21 protein-coding genes are annotated in these 20,496 nt (G+C 71.0%); 16 read left to right on the top strand and 5 right to left on the bottom strand.

Features of this window, described 5'->3' with window-relative positions; translation table 11 throughout:
* Nucleotides 1-26 precede the first annotated feature (26 nt).
* Nucleotides 27-1,193: a citrate synthase 2 gene (locus tag D0D28_RS30485; protein WP_116114498.1), complete on the bottom strand. Its 1,167-nt coding sequence runs from the start codon at nt 1,191-1,193 to the stop codon at nt 27-29.
* A gap of 215 nt (nt 1,194-1,408) precedes the next feature.
* Here D0D28_RS30485 and D0D28_RS30480 point away from each other — a divergent pair, with 215 nt between their 5' ends.
* From D0D28_RS30480 to D0D28_RS30445, 8 genes are all read left to right on the top strand, one after another.
* On the top strand, nt 1,409-1,711 hold the full coding sequence (locus tag D0D28_RS30480; protein WP_094009075.1) for an urease subunit gamma: 303 nt from the start codon (nt 1,409-1,411) through the stop codon (nt 1,709-1,711).
* Between the two features lie 9 nt (nt 1,712-1,720).
* Nucleotides 1,721-2,017, top strand: coding sequence for an urease subunit beta (locus tag D0D28_RS30475; RefSeq protein ID WP_094009076.1), 297 nt, complete (start codon nt 1,721-1,723; stop codon nt 2,015-2,017).
* Entirely contained in the window at nt 2,014-3,720 is a 1,707-nt protein-coding gene (locus D0D28_RS30470; protein ID WP_116114496.1) for an urease subunit alpha, read from the top strand. The genes D0D28_RS30475 and D0D28_RS30470 overlap by 4 nt, the downstream gene beginning before the upstream one ends.
* Complete coding sequence (locus tag D0D28_RS30465) at nt 3,720-4,385, top strand: urease accessory protein UreF (protein ID WP_094009078.1); 666 nt, start codon at nt 3,720-3,722, stop codon at nt 4,383-4,385. The genes D0D28_RS30470 and D0D28_RS30465 overlap by 1 nt, the downstream gene beginning before the upstream one ends.
* Nucleotides 4,375-5,073: an urease accessory protein UreG gene (ureG, locus tag D0D28_RS30460; RefSeq protein WP_094009079.1), complete on the top strand. Its 699-nt coding sequence runs from the start codon at nt 4,375-4,377 to the stop codon at nt 5,071-5,073. The genes D0D28_RS30465 and ureG overlap by 11 nt, the downstream gene beginning before the upstream one ends.
* On the top strand, nt 5,070-5,840 hold the full coding sequence (locus D0D28_RS30455; RefSeq protein ID WP_116114494.1) for an urease accessory protein UreD: 771 nt from the start codon (nt 5,070-5,072) through the stop codon (nt 5,838-5,840). The genes ureG and D0D28_RS30455 overlap by 4 nt, the downstream gene beginning before the upstream one ends.
* Nucleotides 5,841-5,861: 21 nt before the next feature.
* Nucleotides 5,862-6,533, top strand: a complete 672-nt coding sequence (gene pdxH, locus D0D28_RS30450; protein ID WP_094009081.1) for a pyridoxamine 5'-phosphate oxidase — start codon at nt 5,862-5,864, stop codon at nt 6,531-6,533.
* Between the two features lie 201 nt (nt 6,534-6,734).
* Nucleotides 6,735-8,021: an MFS transporter gene (locus D0D28_RS30445; RefSeq protein ID WP_116114492.1), complete on the top strand. Its 1,287-nt coding sequence runs from the start codon at nt 6,735-6,737 to the stop codon at nt 8,019-8,021.
* A gap of 9 nt (nt 8,022-8,030) precedes the next feature.
* Here the strand turns inward: D0D28_RS30445 and D0D28_RS30440 are convergent, their stop codons facing one another.
* A complete protein-coding gene (locus tag D0D28_RS30440; protein ID WP_094009083.1) occupies nt 8,031-8,516 on the bottom strand; it encodes a hypothetical protein in 486 nt (161 codons plus the stop codon).
* A 123-nt stretch (nt 8,517-8,639) separates the two neighbouring features.
* Here D0D28_RS30440 and D0D28_RS30435 point away from each other — a divergent pair, with 123 nt between their 5' ends.
* Entirely contained in the window at nt 8,640-9,995 is a 1,356-nt protein-coding gene (locus D0D28_RS30435; protein ID WP_094009084.1) for an APC family permease, read from the top strand.
* Here the strand turns inward: D0D28_RS30435 and D0D28_RS30430 are convergent.
* Entirely contained in the window at nt 9,937-10,767 is an 831-nt protein-coding gene (locus D0D28_RS30430; protein ID WP_094009085.1) for an MBL fold metallo-hydrolase, read from the bottom strand. The two genes, D0D28_RS30435 and D0D28_RS30430, sit on opposite strands and share 59 nt — an antisense overlap.
* Nucleotides 10,764-11,339, bottom strand: coding sequence for a TetR/AcrR family transcriptional regulator (locus D0D28_RS30425; RefSeq protein WP_094009096.1), 576 nt, complete (start codon nt 11,337-11,339; stop codon nt 10,764-10,766). The genes D0D28_RS30430 and D0D28_RS30425 overlap by 4 nt, the downstream gene beginning before the upstream one ends.
* A 67-nt stretch (nt 11,340-11,406) precedes the next feature.
* Between D0D28_RS30425 and D0D28_RS30420 the strand changes: the two genes are divergently transcribed.
* Genes D0D28_RS30420 through D0D28_RS30410 form a run of 3 tightly spaced genes read left to right on the top strand, consistent with a single transcriptional unit; the run spans nt 11,407 to nt 13,995 of the window.
* Nucleotides 11,407-12,315 carry an aldose 1-epimerase family protein gene (locus D0D28_RS30420; protein ID WP_116114490.1) on the top strand — a complete coding sequence of 303 codons (909 nt, stop codon included), beginning with the start codon at nt 11,407-11,409 and terminating at the stop codon, nt 12,313-12,315.
* Nucleotides 12,308-12,772, top strand: a complete 465-nt coding sequence (locus tag D0D28_RS30415; RefSeq protein WP_116114488.1) for a GNAT family N-acetyltransferase — start codon at nt 12,308-12,310, stop codon at nt 12,770-12,772. The genes D0D28_RS30420 and D0D28_RS30415 overlap by 8 nt, the downstream gene beginning before the upstream one ends.
* An 11-nt stretch (nt 12,773-12,783) precedes the next feature.
* The gene (locus D0D28_RS30410) at nt 12,784-13,995 is read left to right on the top strand and encodes an amidohydrolase (protein WP_094009097.1); all 1,212 of its coding nucleotides are present in this window, start codon (nt 12,784-12,786) and stop codon (nt 13,993-13,995) included.
* Nucleotides 13,996-14,347: 352 nt separating this feature from the next.
* Here the strand turns inward: D0D28_RS30410 and D0D28_RS30405 are convergent, their stop codons facing one another.
* The gene (locus D0D28_RS30405) at nt 14,348-15,484 is read right to left on the bottom strand and encodes an acyl-CoA dehydrogenase family protein (RefSeq protein ID WP_116114486.1); all 1,137 of its coding nucleotides are present in this window, start codon (nt 15,482-15,484) and stop codon (nt 14,348-14,350) included.
* Nucleotides 15,485-15,552: 68 nt separating this feature from the next.
* On the opposite strand from D0D28_RS30405, the gene D0D28_RS30400 reads away from it, so the two are divergent.
* The 4 genes from D0D28_RS30400 to D0D28_RS35895 all read left to right on the top strand — a co-directional run bounded on the left by D0D28_RS30400 (nt 15,553) and on the right by D0D28_RS35895 (nt 20,471).
* Nucleotides 15,553-16,158, top strand: a complete 606-nt coding sequence (locus D0D28_RS30400; protein WP_116114484.1) for a TetR/AcrR family transcriptional regulator — start codon at nt 15,553-15,555, stop codon at nt 16,156-16,158.
* Nucleotides 16,155-17,075 (top strand): carbohydrate kinase family protein, encoded by a 921-nt coding sequence (locus D0D28_RS30395; RefSeq protein ID WP_116114483.1) that lies wholly within the window; start codon nt 16,155-16,157, stop codon nt 17,073-17,075. Before D0D28_RS30400 ends, D0D28_RS30395 begins: the two co-directional genes overlap by 4 nt.
* Before the next feature lie 193 nt (nt 17,076-17,268).
* Nucleotides 17,269-18,579: a citrate synthase gene (locus tag D0D28_RS30390; protein WP_094009091.1), complete on the top strand. Its 1,311-nt coding sequence runs from the start codon at nt 17,269-17,271 to the stop codon at nt 18,577-18,579.
* Nucleotides 18,580-19,946: 1,367 nt separating this feature from the next.
* Nucleotides 19,947-20,471: a hypothetical protein gene (locus D0D28_RS35895; RefSeq protein ID WP_162831240.1), complete on the top strand. Its 525-nt coding sequence runs from the start codon at nt 19,947-19,949 to the stop codon at nt 20,469-20,471.
* Nucleotides 20,472-20,496: the final 25 nt, after the last annotated feature.

Here is a 20,496-nt window from a genome sequence, read left to right as displayed (position 1 = left end):
CGGGGCCTGCCACAGCCAGAAAGCGCTTACAGCGGCTTGACCGCCGACCAGCCCTCGACCTCCTCGGGCGATCGCGGGCCCGGGCCGACGTAGCTCGCCGAGGGGCGGACCAGTCGTCCGGTCTGCTTCTGCTCCAGGATGTGCGCCGCCCAGCCGGCGGTGCGCGCCGACGTGAACATCGCCGGCATCATGTGCGTCGGCACCTGCGCGAAGTCCAGGATCACCGCCGCCCAGAACTCCACGTTCGTCTCGATCGCGCGGTCCGGGCGCCGCTCCCGCAGTTCCGCCAGCGCGGCCTGCTCCAGCGCCTCGGCCACCTCGTACCGCTCCGCGCCCAGCTCCCGGCACGTCCGCCGCAGCACGCGGGCCCGCGGGTCCTCGGCCCGGTACACCCGGTGCCCGAAGCCCATCAGCCGCTCCTTGCGGTCCAGGATCCCCTTGACGACCTTGCGCGCGTCGCCCTCCTTCTCGACCGCCTCGATCATCGGCAGCACCCGCGCGGGCGCCCCGCCGTGCAGCGGTCCGGACATCGCGCCGATCGCGCCCGACAGCGCAGCCGCCACATCCGCACCGGTCGAGGCGATCACCCGCGCGGTGAACGTCGACGCGTTCAGCCCGTGCTCCGCCGCCGATACCCAGTACGCGTCCACGGCCTTGACGTGGGCCGGGTCCGGCTCGCCGCGCCAGCGGATCATGAACCGCTCGGTGATCGTCCGCCCCTCGTCGACCCGGGACTGCGGCACCGCGGGCACCCCGACCCCGCGCGCGGACTGCGCCACGTACGACAGCGCCATCACCGACGCGCGGGCCAGGTTCTCCCGCGCCTCCTCGTCGCTGATGTCCAGCAGCGGGCGGAACCCCCAGATCGGCGCGACCATCGCGAGCGCGGCCTGCGCGTCCACCCGGACGTCACCGGTGTGCACGGGGATCGGGAACGGCTCGGCCGGCGGCAGTCCGTCGCCGAACCGGCCGTCGACCAGCAGGCCCCACACGTCGCCGAAGCTGACCTTGCCCGCCAGGTCCTCGATGTCCACGCCGCGGTAGCGCAGCGCGCCGCCGTCGCGGTCCGGCTCGGCGATCTGGGTGCGGAAGGCGACCACGCCTTCCAGCCCGGGCTTGAACCCGTCGTCCGGTTCAGTGTTGTTCGCAACGGGCGCTGAGGTAGTCACTGGTGGAAACCTTTCGCTGCGCATTTCCCCGACAGGAGTTGTTACGCGCGCGTGACGCGCTCGGGGCGCCTCGTCGCACGGTGACCACACCATGCCCCTCGAACGGCCTAGGAGCAATCGAAGAAAGCGGTGGTTTCGGTCACGATTACGAGAACGATTCAGCCGGATGGGTCGTTCGCACGTAAATCCTGTGTTTCGCACGCGCGTGTCGCACTCATCGCGGTGATAGACCTGAGCGCATGCACCTGAGCCCCCAGGAGCGCGACAAGCTGCTCGTCCACGTCGCCGCCGACGTGGCCCGGCGCCGGCTGGAGCGCGGCGTGCGCCTGAACTACCCGGAGGCCGTCGCCCTCATCACCGACCACGTGCTGGAGGGCGCCCGCGACGGCCGCACCGTCGCCGAGCTGATGTCCAGCGGCCGGTCCGTGCTGTCCCGGGACCAGGTGCTCGACGGGGTGCCCGAGATGGTCGACTCCGTGCAGGTCGAGGCCACCTTCCCGGACGGCACGAAGCTCGTCACCGTGCACGACCCGATCGTCTGAGGAGCGCGCGTGCGTCCAGGAGAGATCATCCCGGCCGGATCGCCCGTCGAGCTGAATCCGGGCCGCCCGCGCGTGCGGCTGCGGGTGAGCAACACCGGTGACCGCCCGGTGCAGGTCGGTTCGCACTACCACTTCGCGGTGACGAATCCGGCGCTCGAATTCGACCGGGCGGCGGCCCGCGGTCACCGCCTGGACATCCCCGCCGGCACCTCCGTCCGCTTCGAGCCGGGCGTGGAGCGCGAGGTCGGCCTGGTGCCGCTGGCCGGCTCGCGAACCGTTCCCGGCCTGCGGAAGGACGGCGAGTGAGCAGCATCGACCGCGAGCGCTACACCGAGCTGTTCGGCCCCACCGTCGGTGCGCGGATCCGGCTGGCCGACACCGACCTGCTCATCGAGGTCACCGAGGACCGCAGCATGGGCGCCGGCTCCGGCGACGAGGTGCTCTTCGGCGGCGGCAAGGTGATCCGCGAGTCGATGGGCCAGGGCATGGCGACCCGCGCCGAGGGCGCGCCGGACCTGGTGATCACCGGAGCCGTCGTGCTCGACCACTGGGGCGTGGTCAAGGCCGATGTGGGGGTGCGGGACGGCCGGATCGTCGGCATCGGCAAGGCGGGCAACCCGGACACGATGGACGGCGTCGACCCGGACCTGGTGATCGGCCCGGCCACGGAGATCCTGTCCGGCAACGGCCGGATCCTCACCGCGGGTGGCATCGACTGCCACGTGCACTTCATCTGCCCGCAGCTCGTAGACACCGCGCTCGCCTCCGGCCTGACCACGCTCGTCGGCGGCGGCACCGGCCCGTCGGAGGGCACGAAGGCCACCACCGTCACGCCCGGCCCGTGGAACCTGGTGCGGATGCTGCGGGCGATGGACGGCCAGCCGGTCAACGTCCTGTTGCTGGGCAAGGGGAACACCGTCCGGCCGGAGGCGCTGCGGGAACAGCTCGCGGCCGGCGCGGGCGGGTTCAAGCTGCACGAGGACTGGGGCAGCACCCCGGCCGCGATCGACGCGTGCCTGACGGTGGCGGACGAATCCGGGGTGCAGGTGGCGATCCACACCGACACGCTCAACGAGGCCGGGTTCCTGGAATCCACAGTGGACGCGGTGGCCGGCCGGTCGATCAACGCCTACCACACCGAGGGCGCCGGCGGCGGGCACGCGCCGGACATCATCAAGGTGGCCGGGCTGCCGAACTTCCTGCCGTCGTCGACCAACCCGACCCGCCCGCACACCGTCAACACCCTCGACGAGCACCTCGACATGCTGATGGTGTGCCACCACCTCAACCCGTCGGTGCCCGAGGACCTGGCCTTCGCGGAGAGCCGCATCCGCCCGAGCACCATCGCGGCCGAGGACGTGCTGCACGACCTCGGCGCGATCTCGATGATGAGTTCGGACTCGCAGGCGATGGGCCGGATCGGTGAGGTGATCATCCGCACCTGGCAGACCGCGCACGTGATGAAACGCTGCCGTGGCGCGCTGCCCGGCGACGGCGCGGCCGACAACCTGCGCGCCCGTCGCTATGTCGCCAAGTACACGATCAACCCGGCGATCGCGCACGGCATGGACGGCGAGATCGGCTCGGTCGAGGTCGGCAAGCTCGCCGATCTGGTGCTGTGGGAGCCCAAGTTCTTCGGCGTCAAACCGCACGTGGTGCTGAAGGGCGGCTTCGTGGCGTGGGCCGCGATGGGCGACGCCAACGCGTCCATCCCGACGCCGCAGCCGGTGCTCGCGCGGCCCATGTTCGGCGCCGCGCCGTCCGTGGCCGCGGCTAGCAGCGTGTACTTCGTCGCGCCCGAGGCCCTCGCGGCCGGCCTCCCGGTGACCCGGTCGCTCGTGCCGGTGCGCAACGTGCGCCGCGTGACCAAGGCCGACATGGTGCTCAACGACGCCCTGCCGGACATCCAGGTCGACGCGGACAGCTTCGCCGTGCACGTCGACGGCGAGCTGATCGAACCGCAACCGGTCGCCGAACTGCCCATGGCCCAGCGGTACTTCCTGTTCTGATGGGCATCTCCGCGATCCTGCTGGCCGACTCCCGGTTCCCGGGCGGCGGTCACGTGCACTCCGGCGGGCTCGAGGAAGCGGTGGCGCGCGGGCTGATCCGCACCACCGCCGACCTGCCCGGGTTCCTGCACGGTCGCTTGTGGACGGCCGGATACCTATCCGCCGTCTTCGCTTCCGCGTCCGTCGTGAGTAGACAGTGGACGCGGCTGGACGAGGAACTCGACGCCCGCACGCCGTCGCCGGCCCAGCGCACGGCATCGCGCGCGCAGGGGCGTGGCACCGCGCGCGCCGGCCGGATCGCCTGGCCGTCACCGGTGATCGACGAGCTGCTGGCCGCCACCCCGCGCCCGCACCACCCGATCATCACCGGCGCGCTCACCGGCGTTTCGGGCGGCACACCGCGGGACGCGGCGCTGGCCGTGGCCTACCTCGCGGTCAGCGGACCGGCCAGTGCGGCGGTGCGGTTGCTGGGGTTCGACCCGTTCACCGTCAACGCGATGGTGGCCGCGCTGGGGCCCGATCTCGACGCCGTCGCCGAGCAGGCGGCCGGCTACGCCGGGACCGACCCGGCCCGGCTGCCGTCGCCCGGTTCACCGGCGCTGGACCTGCTCGCCGAAGCACACCTGCGCCACCACGAGGAAGAGGTGCGTCTCTTTGCCAGCTGAACACGGACACGGTCACGGCCACGTGCACCCGGTCAACTTCGACCCGACGGCCACCGAACCCGACCGGTACGAGACGCCGCCCGCGCGCGGCCGCGCGTTCCGCATCGGCATCGGCGGCCCCGTGGGCAGCGGCAAGACCGCGCTGACCGCCGCGCTGTGCCGGGCGCTCGGCGACGAGATCGACCTCGCCGTGGTGACCAACGACATCTACACCACCGAGGACGCCGACTTCCTGCGCAAGGCCGGCGTGCTCGACCCCGAGCGCATCGAGGCCGTGCAGACCGGCGCCTGCCCGCACACCGCGATCCGCGACGACATCACCGCCAACCTCGACGCGGTGGAACGACTGGAAGACCGGTTCCCCGGGCTGGAGCTGGTGATCATCGAAAGCGGCGGGGACAACCTGACCGCGGTGTTCAGCCGGGGCCTGGCGGACAGCCAGATCTTCGTGGTCGACGTCGCGGGCGGGGACAAGGTGCCGCGCAAGGGCGGGCCCGGCGTGACGACCGCCGACCTGCTGGTCATCAACAAGATCGACATCGCGCACCTGGTGAACGCCGACCTGGACGTGATGACCTCCGACGCCCACCGCATGCGCGGCGAGCTGCCGGTCATCACGCAGTCGCTGGTGCGCACGCCGGACGCGCCCGGCGTGGCGGCGTGGGTGCGCGAACAGCTGGCCGGGTGAAGGCGCACGCCCGGCTCGTCGCCGAGGCGGCCGGCGGGCGGACGGTGCTGCGGGAGCTGACGTCGATGGCGCCACTGACCCTGGTACCGCGGCGCGGGTCCGGCGCGGCGGCCCGGGTCCACCTGGTGAACTCGGCGACCGCCCCGCTCGCCGCCGACGAGCTGGTCCTGGACGTCGTGGTCGGACCGGGCGCGGACCTGCGCCTGTCCGGGGTCGCCGCGACGCTCGCGCTGCCCGGGCCTGCCGCCGCAGCCAGCACGTCGTCGGTGCGCGTCGAGGTCGGCCCCGGCGGTTCGCTGGAGTACCGGCCAGAGCCGACCGTGGTCACCGCGCGGGCCCGGCACACCGCGGAACTGGTCGCGACCCTCGACGAGACCGCACGGTTCCGCACGCGTGAGGTGCTGGTCCTCGGCCGCGCGGGTGAAGCACCCGGACGGCTCACCACGTCGCAGCGCGTCACCTCCGGCGGCAGGCCGGTGCTGGACCAGACCCTCACCGTCGGCGACCCGGCCCTCGATGCCAGTGCCGCGGTACTGGCCGGGCACCGGGTGCTCGCCACGGAGCTGCTGGTCGGCGACGAAGTGGCGCAGCCGTCGAGCGGCGACTGGTGGGCGGTGACCCCGTTGCCGGTCGCCGGGTTCTTGATCACCGCGCTGGCCCCGGACGCGGTGACCGCCGAGGAGCTGCTGGGCCGTGGCCGGTGTCACCGTTCGTCGGCTTTCGGAGCGGCTTCCCAGGCCCTAACGTGGGCTGTTACGGGTGAGTAAGCGGGTCGCGGAGGTCGGCACATGCCAGAGGTCGAAAACATCGACGACGTTGCGGTACGCCTTCCCGGCATGCGGGTGGCCTACGACGGCGAAGCGCTGGACGAGGCCGACCTGGCCGGCAGCTGGACCGAGCAGTTGCAGGACTGGCTGAACCAGGCCATCGCCGCCGGGGTCGCCGAGCCGAACGCCATGGTGCTGGCCACCGCCGACGCCGAAGGCCGCCCGTCCTCCCGCACCGTGCTGTGCAAGGGCCTCGACGAGCGCGGCGTCGTGTTCTACACGAACTACACCTCGAACAAGAGCCACGACCTGACCGTGACCCGGTACGCGTCGGCGACCTTTCCCTGGTACGCGCTGCAGCGGCAGGTGACCGTGCGCGGCGAGGTGGAGAAGGTCGACGTCAAGGAGACCGCCGAGTACTGGAAGCAGCGCCCGCGCGGCTCCCAGCTCGGGGCCTGGGCGTCGCCGCAGTCGAAGGTCGTGACGAGCCGGCGGGACCTGGACGTCGCGCTGTCGTCGATCGAGCGCCGTTTCAGCGACGTGGAGGAGGTGCCGCTGCCGCCGCACTGGGGCGGGTGGCGCATCCGGCCCGAGGTCGTCGAGTTCTGGCAGGGGCAGCAGAACCGGCTGCACGACCGGCTGCGGTACGTGCGCACCCAGGACGGCTGGCACATCGAGCGCGTCGCCCCCTGACCCGAACGCCGAACTCACGCGCCCGAGCGTGGAACTCGCGCGCCCGAGCGTGGAACTCGCGCGGGTGCCGGCGAGTCCCACGCTCCTGGGCGCGAGTTCTGCGTTCGTGGCGGCGAGTTCTGCGGTCGTGCCGGCGAGTTCTGCGGTCGGCGAGGTAAATCACCAGCGCTTGGTTAGTTAGCGCGGCTAAACTGGCCGGTTGTGAGTGTCGAGGCCGGGTCGCAACGGGGCAAGAAGCGCAAACTGCTGAAATCGGTGGTCGTGGACGTGCGGCCGCTGCGCACGCCCGCCTTCCGGCGCCTGTTCACCGGCACCGCGATCACCGCGATCGGCAGTCAGCTCACCACCGTCGCCGTGCCGAAGCAGGTCTTCGACCTCACCGGCTCGTCCGGGTACGTCGGCCTGACCGGCATCGTCGCGCTGGTCCCGCTGCTCGTTTTCGGGCTGTGGGGCGGCGCGATCGCCGACACCGTCGACCGCCGCAAGCTGCTCATCTTCGGCAACGCCGGCATCGCCGTCGTGTCCGCCCTGCTGTGGGCCCAGGCGTTCTTCGACATCGGCTCGGTGTGGCTGGTCTTCGTGCTCCTGGCGTTCAACCAGGCGTTCTTCGCGATCAACATGCCGACCCGCAGCGCGATCGTGGCCCGGCTGATCGAACCGGAACTGCTGCGGTCGGCGGCCGCGCTGTCCGGCACCGTGAACACGTTCGGCATGGTGTTCGGGCCGATGGCCGCCGGCGCCCTGATGCCGGTGATCGGCTTGCCCACGCTCTACCTGATCGACACGATCGCGCTGGTCGTCGCGCTCTTCTCGGTCTGGCGGCTGCCACCGCTGCCGCCGCTGTCCGGCACCGTCCGCGCCGCCGGTCTCAAGGACGTCCTCGACGGCTTCCGCTACATGGGCACCCAGAAGGTCCTGCTCGCCTCGTTCGTCGTGGACATCATCGCGATGGTCGCCGGCATGCCGCGGGCCCTGTTCCCGGAGATGGCCGAGCGCACCTTCGGCGACCCACCCGGCGGCGGCCTCGCCCTGGGCTGGCTGTACGCGGCGATCCCGATCGGCTCGGTCGTCATCGGGTTGTTCTCCGGCTGGCTCGGCCGGGTCCGGCGGCAGGGTGTCGCGGTGACGGTCGCGATCTGCGCGTGGGGCGTGGCGGTGATCGGGTTCGGGTTGTCGAACTCGCTGTGGCTGGCCGTGGTGTTCCTGTGCCTGGCCGGCGCCGCGGACATGGTGAGCGCGATCTACCGCCAGGCGATCCTGGTGATGGCCGCGACCGACGAGATGCGCGGCCGCATGCAGGGCGCGTTCACGGTGGTCGTCGCGGGCGGGCCCCGCATCGCCGACCTCACGCACGGCTGGACCGCGGCCGCGGTGGGCACGGCCGCCGCGGCGACCGGTGGCGGGGTGCTGGTGATCGTCTTCATGGCGATCGCCGTCGCGCTGCTGCCCGCGTTCTGGCGCTACCGAGCCGCGGCGGTCACGAAGTAGGCGCGCCGGCTACTCGCCGGCCTGGAACGCCTCGGTGCCCGCCCGCACGCGGTGTGGTTCCAGCAGCGCGCGCTGGCTCGCGGCCCGTTCGATCAGCGTGTCGAAGTCGACGCCGGGCACCTGGTCGGCGAGGCCGGCCAGGTCGCGCAGCGTCGTCCACAGCTGCTTCTTCCCGTCGATCCCCATCGTCAGCACTTCGAGCTCCAGGAAGCGGCTCAGCGGCGAATAAGCCAGCAGCCGCCCGTTCGGCTTGAACCGGGACAGCCGCTCCGCGCCGAACACCGCCGCCGTCTTCAGCGGGTTCTGGCGGACGCCCAGGTGGTCCATGATCGACCGGAACGTGTCGACGTCCTCGGCGATCTCCGTCGCCACCCGTTCGAGTGTTTCGCCCACCGCGGTGCCGCGGTTGTTGCCCGCGGCCCGCCGGGCCAGCTCGCGCCAGCCGACCCCGAGTGCGAGCTGGTCGTTGAGGTAGATCGCCAGGAAACCGTCCACACCCCCGGTTACCCGTGTCCCGGCCGGTCACGCCTGCCAGCCTGGATGTCCCGTTGATCCAAACGGCGGGCATTCCCCCGAAAGCGTGGCCCGGCAAAACGGATTGGGGCACACTTCTCCGGCATGGCTGAGGTGAGCACTACTCAGGAACCCGCGCTCAAGCGGGTCATCGGCCCGAAGCTCCTGCTGTTCTTCGTGGTCGGGGACATCATCGGCACCGGCGTCTACGCCCTGACCGGCCAGGTGGCCGGCCGGGTCGGCGGCGCGCTGTGGCTGCCGTTCCTGCTGGCGTTCGTGGTCGCGTTCATGACCGCGTTCAGCTACCTGGAGCTGGTCGGCAAGTACCCGAGAGCGGCGGGCGCCGCGCTGTACGCCAACCGCGCGTTCCGCGTCCCGTTCCTGACCTTCATGGTCGCCTTCGCGGTCATGTGCTCGGGCATCACGTCGGCCTCCTCGGCCGCGATCGCGTTCGCCAACACCTACCTCAAGGAGTTCGTCGACCTCCCCGGCTGGCTGATCGCGCCGCTGTTCGTCGTCGGCCTCGCCGCCATCAACTTCCGCGGTGTCAGCGAGTCGGTGAAGACGAACGTCGTGCTCACCTGCATCGAGCTGTCCGGCCTGCTGATCATCATCGGCGTCGGCGTGTGGGCGGTGCTCAACGGCAACGGTGACCCCGGCCGTCTGGTCGAGTTCGACACCGCCGACCAGACCGCGCTCGTCGCCATCACCTCGGCGACCTCGCTCGCGTTCTTCGCGATGGTCGGGTTCGAGGACTCGGTCAACATGGCCGAGGAGTGCCGCGACCCGGTGCGCATCTTCCCCAAGGCGATGCTGTGGGGGATGGTCGTCGCCGCCACCATCTACGTGCTGGTCTCGCTGACCTCCTCCCTGCTGGTGCCCGCCGACGAGCTGTCCGCGGCGAAGAGCAACGCCCTGCTCAAGGTGCTCGACGTCGGCGCGCCCGGCTTCCCGCGCGAGGTGTTCTCCGCGATCGGCCTGTTCGCGGTCATCAACTCGGCCCTGATCAACATGCTGATGGCCAGCCGCCTGCTCTACGGCATGTCGAACGAGCGGATCATCCCGAAGGTGCTCGGCACGGTGCACCCGCTGCGCCGCACGCCGTGGGTGTCGATCGTGTTCACCAGCGTCATCGCCATCATCCTGGTGTCCACTGTGGACATCAGCGTGCTGGGCGGCACCACGGCGCTGTTGCTGCTGGTGGTCTTCGCGATCGTCAACGTGGCGGTGCTGGTGCTGCGCCGGGAGAAGGTGGACCACCCGCACTTCCGGGCGCCGACGATCATCCCGGCGCTGGCCGCGGTGTTCTGCCTGTACCTGGTGAGCCCGCTGTCCGGCCGTCCGGCGCGGGACTACACGATCGCGGCGATCCTGCTCGGCGTCGGTGTCCTGCTGTGGGTGGTCAACTGGCTCGCGATGCGTGCCGAAAGAAGTAAGGATCGTGCGCCGACAGCACCGTGACCTCGTCGCCGTGGTCGCGCACCAGCTCGCGCAACCGCCGGTGGTTCTCCCGCCGCGCGCCCGGCACGGTCTCCACCCGGGCCTCGAACCACGCGAGGCCCGGGGTGGCGTGCGGGCGCGCCGGGTCGATCTGGCCGTGGTGGAAGAACGCGTCACCGGCGTGCAGGAGCCACCCGTGTCCGGTGTCCACGGCCACCCCGGCGTGCCCGCGCGTGTGCCCGCCCAGCGGGACCAGCAGGATCTCCGGCGGCAACCCCTTGAGCTGGCGCACCGCGTCGAAGCCGAACCACTTCTCGCCGGTGTCCGGGTAGCTGCTCCACTGTGGACCGTGCGCGAAGTGGACCTGCTGGTACCGCCCGCGTTCCTTCTCGTCGCGGGGTGACCGCAGCGCCCGCAGCTCCTCGGCGTAGACGTGCACGGTGGCGTGCGGGAAGTCGACCAGCCCGCCGGCGTGGTCGAGGTCGAGGTGGGTGAGCACGATGTGCCGGACGTCCTCGACCGCGTACCCGAGCCGGCGGACCTGTTCGGCCGCGGTCTCCGCCACCGACGTCCGCACGCCGACCATGCGCACGAACTTCGCGCCGAGCCACTCGTCCGCGCGGTCGACGGCCGGTGAGCCCATCCCGGTCTCGATCAGGACCAGTTCGGAGCCGGTGTCGACGAGCAGGCAGTGGCAGACCAGTTCGGCGCGGTGCAGGAACCCGCCGCGGCCGTCGATCAGCCGCCCGCCGAGGGGACGCATGGTGCCGCAGTTGAGGTGGTGGACCTTCATGTCAGCTCCCGTTCGAAGGTGGCGCGCAGGTGGTCGCCCACGGCGTGCAGCGGCGCGAGGTCGTGCTGGGTCCTGGCCAGGAGCAGGGCGCCCTCGATGGCGCTGAGCGCGATGGTGGCCAGCGTCGCCGCCGTCGCGGGATCGGCGCCCTGCCCGGTGAGGTACTCGGTGAGGACGGCGTGCCAGGACGCGTACCCGTCGGTGCACGCCTGCCGGATCGGTTCGCTGTCCGCGGCGTCCAACGCGACCGTCGCGATAGGACAGCCGGACCGGTAGTCCGAGTCGGCGAGGTTGCGCCCCAGCGCGTCGATCACGCGGGTGATGGCCGTCCCCGCGTCCGGCGCGGCGCCGAGCGTCGAGCGCAGCAGGTCCGCCATGTTCTCGCTGGAGAACGTGACCGCCTCGGCGGCCAGCTGCTCCTTGCCGCCGGGGAAGTGGAAGTACAGCGAGCCCTTCGGCGCGCCACCGGCGCTGACCAGCTGGTTCAGGCCGGTCGCGTGGTAGCCCTGGGTGTGGAACAGCTCCGCGGCCGAGGCGACCATGCGGCGACGGGTGTCGGTTCTCCGGACCATGTCGATCACCGTAGCGCAAACTATGACGACCGGTCTAGTTAGTTCGCCGCCCAGTATCTTCGGGGCCATGGCCAACCCCACGGGACAGCAGTTCGAGATCACCCGCGGCAACGCGCGCGCCGTCGTCACCGAGATCGGTGCGGGCCTGCGGGCGTTCGAGATCAGCGGCGTGCCCTACCTGGAGACCTTCGCCGAGGACGCCCACCCGCCGAAGGGCGCCGGGCAGATCCTGCTGCCGTGGCCCAACCGCACCAAGGCCGCCCGGTGGACCCACCGGGGCGAGGAGCAGCAGCTGGAGGTCACCGAGGAGGCCCGCGGCAACGCGATCCACGGCCTGACCCGGCACCGCGAGTGGACGCTCGTCGAGCACGCCGAATCGTCGATCACCTTCGAGATCGACGTGGAGAAGCAGCCGGGCTGGCCGGTGCCGCTGCAGGCCCGGATCACCTACGACCTGGCGCCGCGCGAGCTGACCGTCACCCACGAGATCCGCAACGAGGGCGAGTCGGCCATCGGCGTCGGGGTGGGCGCGCACCCGTACTTCCGCATCGGCGACGTGCCGACCGACGAGCTGACGCTGACCCTGCCCGCCACCCGCGTGCGGCCGTACCTCGGCGACCAGCAGCTGCCCTACGGCGACGAGCAGGACACCGCCGGCACCGAGTACGACTTCCGCGCGGGCCGGGTCCTGGCCAGGGTCGACCTGGACACCGCGTTCGGCGGTCTCGTCGCCGGTGACGACGGCCGGTTCCACCACGTCCTGTCGCACGGCGAGCGCAGCGTCGACGTGTGGACCGGGCCGGACTTCAAGTGGGTGCAGGTGTTCACGCCCGCGGACCTGGTCGGCCGCGGCCGCGCGGTCGCGATCGAGCCGATGACCTGCCCGGCCGACGCGCTGAACTCGGGCACCGATCTGATCGAGCTGGAGCCGGGCACGTCGTGGACCGGCAGCTGGGGAGTCCGGGTCCATGGCTGAGCCGATCCGGCTCGGCGCGGCGGACGCGGGCGAGCTGCTGACCCTGCAGCGCGCCGCGTTCCTCACCGAAGCGCGGGCGCATCGCAGCTTCGACCTGCCGCCGCTGACCGAGACGCTCGGCGAGCTGGCCGCGGTGCTCGCGGATCCGGACGTGGTCACCTGGGGCGTGCGGGAGTCCGGGCGGTTGGTCGCGAGCGTCCGGATCCGCCTGCGCGGCGAGGTGGGCGAGGTCGGCCGCCTGGTGGTCGCTCCCGACCGGCAGGGCGCGGGACTCGGCTCGGCGCTGGTGAAGGCGGCCGAGGATCGGCTGCCGCCGCAGGTGCGCGTGCTGCGGCTGTTCACCGGCGAGCTGAGCGAGGGCCCGCTGCGCCTGTACGCCCGGCTCGGATACGCCGAAACCGGGCGAACCCCCGAGGCGCACTACCACCTCGTGCACCTGGAAAAGCGGTTCCGTTAGCGTTGCTCACCATGGTGAAGGCGATTGTGGGCGGATACGTGGTGCCGGTCGAGGGTGACCCGATCGACGGCGGCACGGTGCTGATCGAGAACGGCAGGATCTCCGCGGTCGGCACGGCCGCGGAGGTCGACGTCCCGGAGGACGCGGAGCTGGTCGACGCCTCGGGCACCTGGGTGCTGCCCGGGTTCGTCGACGCGCACACCCACCTCGGCGTGCACGAGGAGGGCGAGGGCTGGGCCGGCAACGACACCAACGAGATGACCGACCCGAACGGCGCCCGCTTCCGCGCGCTCGACGGCATCGACCCGTTCGAAATCGGCTTCGACGACGCCCTGTCCGGCGGCGTGACGAGCGTGGTGATCAAGCCCGGCTCGGGCAACCCGATCGGCGGGCAGACGGTCGCCGTGAAGACGTGGGGCCGCACCGCGCTCGACATGGTCTTCGACGAGGCGGTCAGCGTGAAGAGCGCGCTGGGCGAGAACCCGAAGCGCGTGTACGGCGACAAGGGCCAGACGCCGTCGACGCGGCTGGGGGTCGCGGCGATCATCCGCGAGGCGTTCACGAAGGCCCGCAACTACGTCGCGCAGCGCGACCACGCGCGGGCCGAGGGCAAGCCGTTCGACGTCGACCTGACGCTGGAGACCCTGGCGAAGGTCCTCGACGGCGAGCTGTACTGGGACCAGCACACCCACCGCGCCGACGACATCGTCACCGCGATCCGGCTGGCCGAGGAGTTCGGCTACAAGCTGGTGGTCAACCACGGCACCGAGGGGCACCTGATCGCGGACGTGCTGGCGGAGAAGGGCGTCCCGGTGATCCTCGGGCCGCTGTTCACCACGCGGTCGAAGGTCGAGCTGCGGAACCGGACGCTGCGCTCGGCCGGGATCCTGGCGCGGGCCGGGGTGCGGATCGCGATCACCACGGACCACCCGGTGGTGCCGATCAACTTCCTCGTGTACCAGGCCGCGCTCGCGGTCAAGGACGGGCTGGACCCGGAGACGGCGCTGCGGGCGCTGACGGTGAACCCGGCGGAGATGCTGTCGCTGGACGACCGGATCGGCTCGCTGAAGCCCGGCCTGGACGCCGACATCGTGCTGTGGTCCGGCGACCCGCTGGACGTGATGAACCGCGCCATGCGGGTCTTCGTGCGCGGCCGCGAGGTCTACCACTTCGACGACGCGAGCGGCGAGGGCGTGGTGGCGCCGCGCCGCTACGCCGAGTAGCGCTGCGGAACGCGGAACCCGCCCGCGCGAGTCCCACGCTCAGCCGCGCGAGTTCCACGCTCAGCCGCGCGAGTCCCACGCTCGGCCGCGCGAGTCCCACGCTCAGCCGCGCGAGTTCCACGCTCGGCCGCGCGAGTTCCACGCTGGGGCGGGCGAGTTCCACGCTCGGCCGCGCGAGTTCCACGCTGGGGCGGGCGAGTCCTACGCTCGCACGCGAGTCTCGCGTTCAGCCGCGCGAGTTCCACGCTCGGGCGGGCGAGTCCCACGCTCAGCCGCGCGAGTTCCACGCTCGGCCGCGCGAGTCCCACGCTGGGGCGGGCGAGTTCCCCGCTCGCCCCAGCGAGTTCCGCAATCAGGCCCGCTTCAGGTGGCGGGCGATCACCATGCGCTGGATCTGGTTGGTGCCCTCGAAGATCTGCGGCACCTTCGCCTCCCGCATGTAGCGCTCCACCGGGAAGTCGCGCGTGTAGCCGGCTCCGCCGAGGACCTGGACCGCGTCGGTGGTCACCTTCATCGCCGCGTCGGTCGCGATCAGCTTCGCGACCGACGCCTGGCGGCCGAACGGCATCCCGCGGTCCCGGCGCCGCGCCGCGTCGAGGTAGGTCGCGCGGGCCGAGTCGACCGCGGCGGCCATGTCGGCGAGCAGGAACTCCAGCCCCTGGAAGTCGATGATCGGCTTGCCGAACTGCGTGCGCCCCTTCGCGTACGCCACCGCCTCGTCCAGCGCCGCCTGCGCCAGACCCACCGCGCAGGCGGCGATCCCGAGCCGTCCGGAGTCCAAAGAGGACAGCGCGATCCGCATCCCGGCGCCCGCCGGGCCGATCAGCCGGTCGGCGTCCACCCGGGCGTCGGAGAAGATGATCTGCGCCGTGGTCGACCCGGTGAGCCCCATCTTCCGCTCCGGCGGCGCCGCGGACAGCCCCGGCGTGCGCCCGTCCACCAGCAGGCACGAGATCTCGTCCTCGCCCGTGCGGACCATCGTCGTGTAGAAGTCCGCCTTGCCGCCGTGCGTGATCCACGCCTTCGTGCCGTTGACGACGTAGGCGTCCCCGTCCAGCCGCGCCCGCGTCGCCAGCGCCGACGCATCGGACCCGGCGTGCGACTCCGACAGCGCGTACGCGCCCAGCAGCTGCCCCTCGAGCATGTCCGGCAACCAGCGGTCGCGCTGCTCGTCGGTGCCGTAGTTCACCAGCGCGTAGCAGGACATGATGTGCGTCGACAGCCCGACGCCGACCGACATCCACGCCGCCGCGATCTCCTCCACGACCTGCAGGTACACCTCGTACGGCACCTCGCCGCCGCCCCAGCGCTCGGAGTACGGCAGCCCGAGCAGGCCCGACTTGCCGAGCAGCCGGAACTGCTCCCGCGGGAAGCGCTCGGCCTCCTCGTACTCGGCGGCGAGCGGCTTGAGCTCGTCGCGGGCCAGTTCCCTCGCCAGCGCGATCAGGTCCTCGTATTCGCGGTCGGGGAGCAGGCGGTCGACCGGCATGGTTGCCTCCGGGTGTACTCGAAGCAGTACTCTGTAATCGTCTCCAGTACAGCACATACGGTGGTTCCATGACCAGTCGCGAGGTGCTCCCGCCATCGGGCGGCAAGGCGCTGACCTCCCGGCAACGCGCGCTGCTCGCCGAGCTGGAGGAGCTGTTCCTGGTCGACGGTTTCGTCCACTTCACGCTCGACGACCTGGCGGCCAAGACGCACTGCTCGAAGTCGACGCTGTACGCGCTGGCGCCGAGCAAGGAGCAGCTCGCCGTCCGGGTGGTGCAGCACTACTTCAAGAGCGCCGCCGGCGAGCTCGACGAGCGGATCGCCGGCGTCGAGGACGCCCGCGAGATCATCGGCGTCTACCTGAGCGGCATCGCCGACCACCTGAACCGGGCGTCCGCGGCGTTCATGCGGGACATCAACGACTTCGCCCCGGCGCGCGCGGCCTACGAGCTGAACAGCCGGGCCGCGGCGGCGAAGATCCGGTCGTTCATCGCCAAGGGCGTCGCGGACGGGGTGTTCCGGAACGTGCACGCCACGCTCATCGCGGAGATGGCCACGGTGCTCGTCGAGGCCATCCAGACCGGCGTGGTCGGCTCCCGCACGGGGGTGACCGACGCCGAAGCCTTCACGGCGCTGTCCGAGTTGCTCCTGGGCGGGCTAGCATCTCGCCCGTGATCGTGGTGGGTGGCGAGGCGCTGGTCGACCTGGTGCCGGGTGCCGAGAAGACGAACGACGGCCTGACGTCCCTGGTGCCGCGCCTCGGCGGCGGCCCGTACAACGTGGCCCTCGCGGCCGGGCGGCTCGGCACGCCGACCGCGTTCCTGTCCCGGATCTCGACCGACCGGTTCGGTCAGGCCCTGCGGGAACGGCTGATGGCCTCGAATGTCGACATATCGATGGTGCAGGAGGGCGTGGAGAACACGACCCTCGCCGTCGTGGCCCTCGCGCCGAACGGGTCGGCCAGCTACACCTTCTACACCGAGGGCACGGCCGACCGCCTCGTCGCCGACCCGGGACCGCTTGCCGAGGACGTCACCGTGCTGTGCCTGGGCACCCTCGGCATGGTCCTGGAGCCCGGCGCCACCACCTACGAGACCGTGCTGCGCCGCGAGGCCGCTCGGGGTGTGCTGACCGCGCTCGACCCGAACATCCGGGCCGACCTCATCGCCGACGCCGACGCCTACCGCCGCCGGTTCGCGTCGTGGCTGCCCGACGTGCGGCTGCTGAAGCTGTCCGACGACGACGGCGAGTGGCTGGCTGGCCCGGCCGGGCTGGACGCGGCGATAAAGTCGTGGCTCGACGCCGGGGTGGACGCCGTGGTGCTGACCCGCGGCGGCGACGGGTTGGCCGTCCACACCGCATCCGTGACCGTTTCGGTACCGTCCGCGCCCGCCGAGCTGGTGGACACGATCGGCGCCGGCGACACCGTGCAGGGCGCGCTGCTGTCGTGGCTGCACGACCGGAATGTGGGCACGCTCACCGATCTGGGCGAGTCCGGTTGGCGCGAGGCCTTGACTTTCGCGGCCAAGGCTGCGTCCATCACCGTGTCCCGGAGCGGCGCCGAACCGCCCACCGCGGCCGAGATGGTGTGAACCTGATCCCAACGGTTTGCTCTAGGTAACACAACGGCTGCGCGAAGGCCCGTTGTTCGACTAGCGTAATGGGGGAATTAATACCCCAGCGGGGCGGTGTGCGCGGACGATTTCCGGTCACGCGCGATCACAAAGCTGCCTGTGTGACCTGCAGGAGCTGCCGGCCCGTGTGACCGTGAGAGGGACGACCTGCATGTCCGACGCGACTGCGGCGACCGGTGGCGGCACCGTATCGCTGCGCCTACCGACTGGCGAGCACGAGCTGAAGGTTGTCAATGCCGTCGAGGGTGCTCCCGGCATCGAGCTGGGGAAGCTGCTGGCGTCGACCGGGTACATCACGTATGACCCTGGTTTCGTCAACACCGGGTCGTGTTCCTCGGCCATCACCTACATCGACGGCGACGCCGGGATCCTCCGTTACCGCGGCTACCCCATCGAGCAGCTGGCCGAGCGTTCCAGCTTCCTCGAGGTGTCCTACCTGCTGATCTACGGCAACCTGCCGACCCAGGCGCAGCTGGACGACTTCACGCAGAAGATCAACCGGCACACCCTGCTGCACGAGGACCTCAAGCGCTTCTTCGACGGCTTCCCGCGTGACGCGCACCCGATGCCGGTGCTGTCGTCGGCGGTGGCCGCGCTGTCCACCTTCTACCAGGACTCGCTGAACCCGTTCGACGAGCCGAACGTCGAGCTGTCCACCGTCCGGCTGCTGGCCAAGGTGCCGACGCTGGCGGCGTACGCGTACAAGAAGTCCATCGGCCAGCCGTTCCTGTACCCGGACAACTCGCTGGGCCTGGTGGAGAACTTCCTGCGGATGACGTTCGGCCTGCCCGCCGAGCCGTACGAGGTCGACCCCGAGGTCGCCAAGGCGCTGGACCTGCTGTTCATCCTGCACGCCGACCACGAGCAGAACTGCTCCACGTCGACGGTGCGCCTGGTGGGTTCGTCCGAGGCGAACCTGTTCGCGAGCATCTCGGCCGGCATCATGGCGCTGTTCGGGCCGCTGCACGGTGGCGCCAACAGCGCCGTGCTGGACATGCTGAACGGCATCAAGGCCGACGGCGGTGACGTGGCGAACTTCGTCAGCCGCGTGAAGAACAAGGAAAAGGGCGTGCGCCTGATGGGCTTTGGCCACCGGGTGTACAAGAACTACGACCCGCGCGCCAAGATCATCAAGCGCACCGCGGACCAGATCCTCGGCAAGCTCGCGCCCAACGACGAGCTGCTGGACATCGCGAAGCGCCTCGAGGAGACCGCGCTCTCCGACGATTACTTCATCGAGCGCAAGCTCTACCCGAACGTCGACTTCTACACCGGGTTGATCTACCGCGCGCTCGGGTTCCCGACGCAGTTCTTCACGGTGTTGTTCGCGCTCGGCCGGCTGCCCGGCTGGATCGCGCACTGGCGCGAGATGATCAACGACCCGCAGACCAAGATCGGCCGCCCGCGGCAGATCTACATCGGCGAGAAGGAGCGCGAGTACACCGCGATCTCCGAGCGCTGAGTTCGTCCGGCGTTCTTTCGACGGCGCGTCCCTGGTGGGGCGCGCCGTTTTGTTTTGTTCGGGCGGTGGATGCTCCAGTGATGCCGGGGGTGAGTGGGCATCTTGTGGGTGCGTGAGTGGCGCTTTGGTGCGGCTGCCGGGGGTGCGTGCCGCGGTTGGTCCAGTGATGCGGCGGTGAGTGGGTATCGCGTGGGTGCGCGAGTCGCGCTCACGCGCGGCTGCGAGTGGTGCCCGTGCGAGTGGCGCTCTCGCGCGGGCGCGAGGGTGCCCGTGCGAGTGGCCCTCTGGTGGGTGCGTGAGTGGTCCTCTCGCGCGGTGTCAGCGGGCGGGTGCCGCGGTTGGTCCAGTGATGCGGCGGTGAGTGGGCATCTTGTGGGTGCGTGAGTGGCGCTTTGGTGCGGCTGCCGGGGGTGCGTGCCGCGGTTGGTCCAGTGATGCGGCGGTGAGTGGGTATCGCGTGGGTGCGTGAGTCGCGCTCACGCGCGGCTGCGAGTGGTGCCCGTGCGAGTGGCCCTCTGGTGGGTGGGCGAATGGCCCTCTCGCGCGGTGTCAGCGGGTGCGTGCCGCGGTTTGCTCCAGTGATGCGGCGGTGAGTGGGCATCTTGTGGGTGCGTGAGTGGCGCTTTGGTGCGGCTGCCGGGGGTGCGTGCCGCGGTTGGCCCACTGATGCGGCGGTCAGTGGGTATCGCGTGGGTGCGCGAGTCGCGCTCACGCGCGGCTGCGAGTGGTGCCCGTGCGAGTGGCCCTCTGGTGGGTGGGCGAATGGCCCTCTCGCGCGGTGTCAGCGGGTGCGTGCCGCGGTTTGCTCCAGTGATGCGGCGGTGAGTGGGCATCTTGTGGGTGCGTGAGTGGCGCTTTGGTGCGGCTGCCGGGGGTGCGTGCCGCGGTTGGCCCACTGATGCGGCGGTGAGTGGGCATGTCGTGGGCGTACGAGTGGCACTGTCACGCGGGCGCGAGTGGCGCTCTCGTGCAGGTGCGAGTGGCGCCCCTGCGAGTGGTGCCCCTGCGAGTGGTGCTCTCGTGGGTGGGCGAATGGCTCTCTCGCGCGGTGTCAGCGGGCGTCCTACCGCGGTTGGTCCAGTGGCGCGGTGGTCAGTGGGCATGTCGTGGGCGTGCGAGTGGCCCTTTCGCGCGGGCGCGAGTGGAACCCGCCCGAGGCATCTGGCGCGCGGTTCCTGAATCTCAGGCAGCTCCCGACAACCCAGCGGGCTCTCCCAAACCGAGTCGACCCCCGAAACCAGCCAGAGTCCCGGAAACTGAGCCCCAAAACCCGGCCGGCTCTCCAAAAGAATCACCCCGCCGCCAGGCACCCGTTCGCCTCCCGGGGCTCGTTCTCGCTGTACCGCTTGCCTATCAAGGAGGCACACGTGGGCACCCGGACCCGGCTGCAAGCCCAGCTCGACCGGGCACAACGCGTCCTGACCGACATCGACGCCGCCAGCATGCCGGCCAGTGACCGTGGGACGGCTGATCGAGGAAGTCAGCACGCAGAGGGAAGCCGCGATTCGGGCCACAATGGACCGGCTGCTGCGCGGGGAGATCCCGCGTGGCGGCAAGTGCGACGTCAAGGCCCTCGCCGCGGCCAGCGGCGTCCCGCGCGCCGCACCCACCTGCCCCTCAAGGAGGTGTTCGAACGCCGCCGCGACCAACTGCGGGACGCCGGAGCCATCGCCGACCCCCGCGACGCTCAGATCGACCGGCTCAAGCAGCAAGTGCACCAGCTCAAGCAACGCTTGTCCGCCAAGGAACAGCAGTACACCGAGCTGACCGCCTTCCGCATCCAGGCCCTCGGGACTGTTTCAAGATCGGTGTTTCTGGCCCGACACGCCGGGCTGAGGTCCGGCGGGATGGGCACTGTGAGTGATGACATCTGGGGCTGTGACTCCACGTAAGAGTGAGAAGCGGTTGTCACCGGAG

Source organism: Amycolatopsis ruanii, assembly GCF_003385175.1.
GTDB classification, from domain to species: Bacteria; Actinomycetota; Actinomycetes; order Mycobacteriales; family Pseudonocardiaceae; genus Amycolatopsis_E; species Amycolatopsis_E thermalba.
This window is presented reverse-complemented; position numbering and strand designations above follow the sequence as displayed.

Bases quoted from the DNA above. Each gene is read 5' to 3' on its own strand.
- D0D28_RS30390 (WP_094009091.1), top strand. From the start codon at position 17,269: ATGTCCGACGCGACTGCGGCGACCGGTGGCGGCACCGTATCGCTGCGC.
- D0D28_RS30485 (WP_116114498.1), bottom strand. From the start codon at position 1,193: ATGCGCAGCGAAAGGTTTCCACCAGTGACTACCTCAGCGCCCGTTGCG.
- D0D28_RS30430 (WP_094009085.1), bottom strand. From the start codon at position 10,767: ATGAAGGTCCACCACCTCAACTGCGGCACCATGCGTCCCCTCGGCGGG.
- D0D28_RS30415 (WP_116114488.1), top strand. From the start codon at position 12,308: ATGGCTGAGCCGATCCGGCTCGGCGCGGCGGACGCGGGCGAGCTGCTG.
- D0D28_RS30465 (WP_094009078.1), top strand. From the start codon at position 3,720: ATGGGCATCTCCGCGATCCTGCTGGCCGACTCCCGGTTCCCGGGCGGC.
- D0D28_RS30480 (WP_094009075.1), top strand. From the start codon at position 1,409: ATGCACCTGAGCCCCCAGGAGCGCGACAAGCTGCTCGTCCACGTCGCC.
- D0D28_RS30420 (WP_116114490.1), top strand. From the start codon at position 11,407: ATGGCCAACCCCACGGGACAGCAGTTCGAGATCACCCGCGGCAACGCG.
- D0D28_RS30410 (WP_094009097.1), top strand. From the start codon at position 12,784: ATGGTGAAGGCGATTGTGGGCGGATACGTGGTGCCGGTCGAGGGTGAC.
- D0D28_RS30405 (WP_116114486.1), bottom strand. From the start codon at position 15,484: ATGCCGGTCGACCGCCTGCTCCCCGACCGCGAATACGAGGACCTGATC.
- D0D28_RS30400 (WP_116114484.1), top strand. From the start codon at position 15,553: ATGACCAGTCGCGAGGTGCTCCCGCCATCGGGCGGCAAGGCGCTGACC.
- D0D28_RS30425 (WP_094009096.1), bottom strand. From the start codon at position 11,339: ATGGTCCGGAGAACCGACACCCGTCGCCGCATGGTCGCCTCGGCCGCG.
- pdxH (WP_094009081.1), top strand. From the start codon at position 5,862: ATGCCAGAGGTCGAAAACATCGACGACGTTGCGGTACGCCTTCCCGGC.
- D0D28_RS30435 (WP_094009084.1), top strand. From the start codon at position 8,640: ATGGCTGAGGTGAGCACTACTCAGGAACCCGCGCTCAAGCGGGTCATC.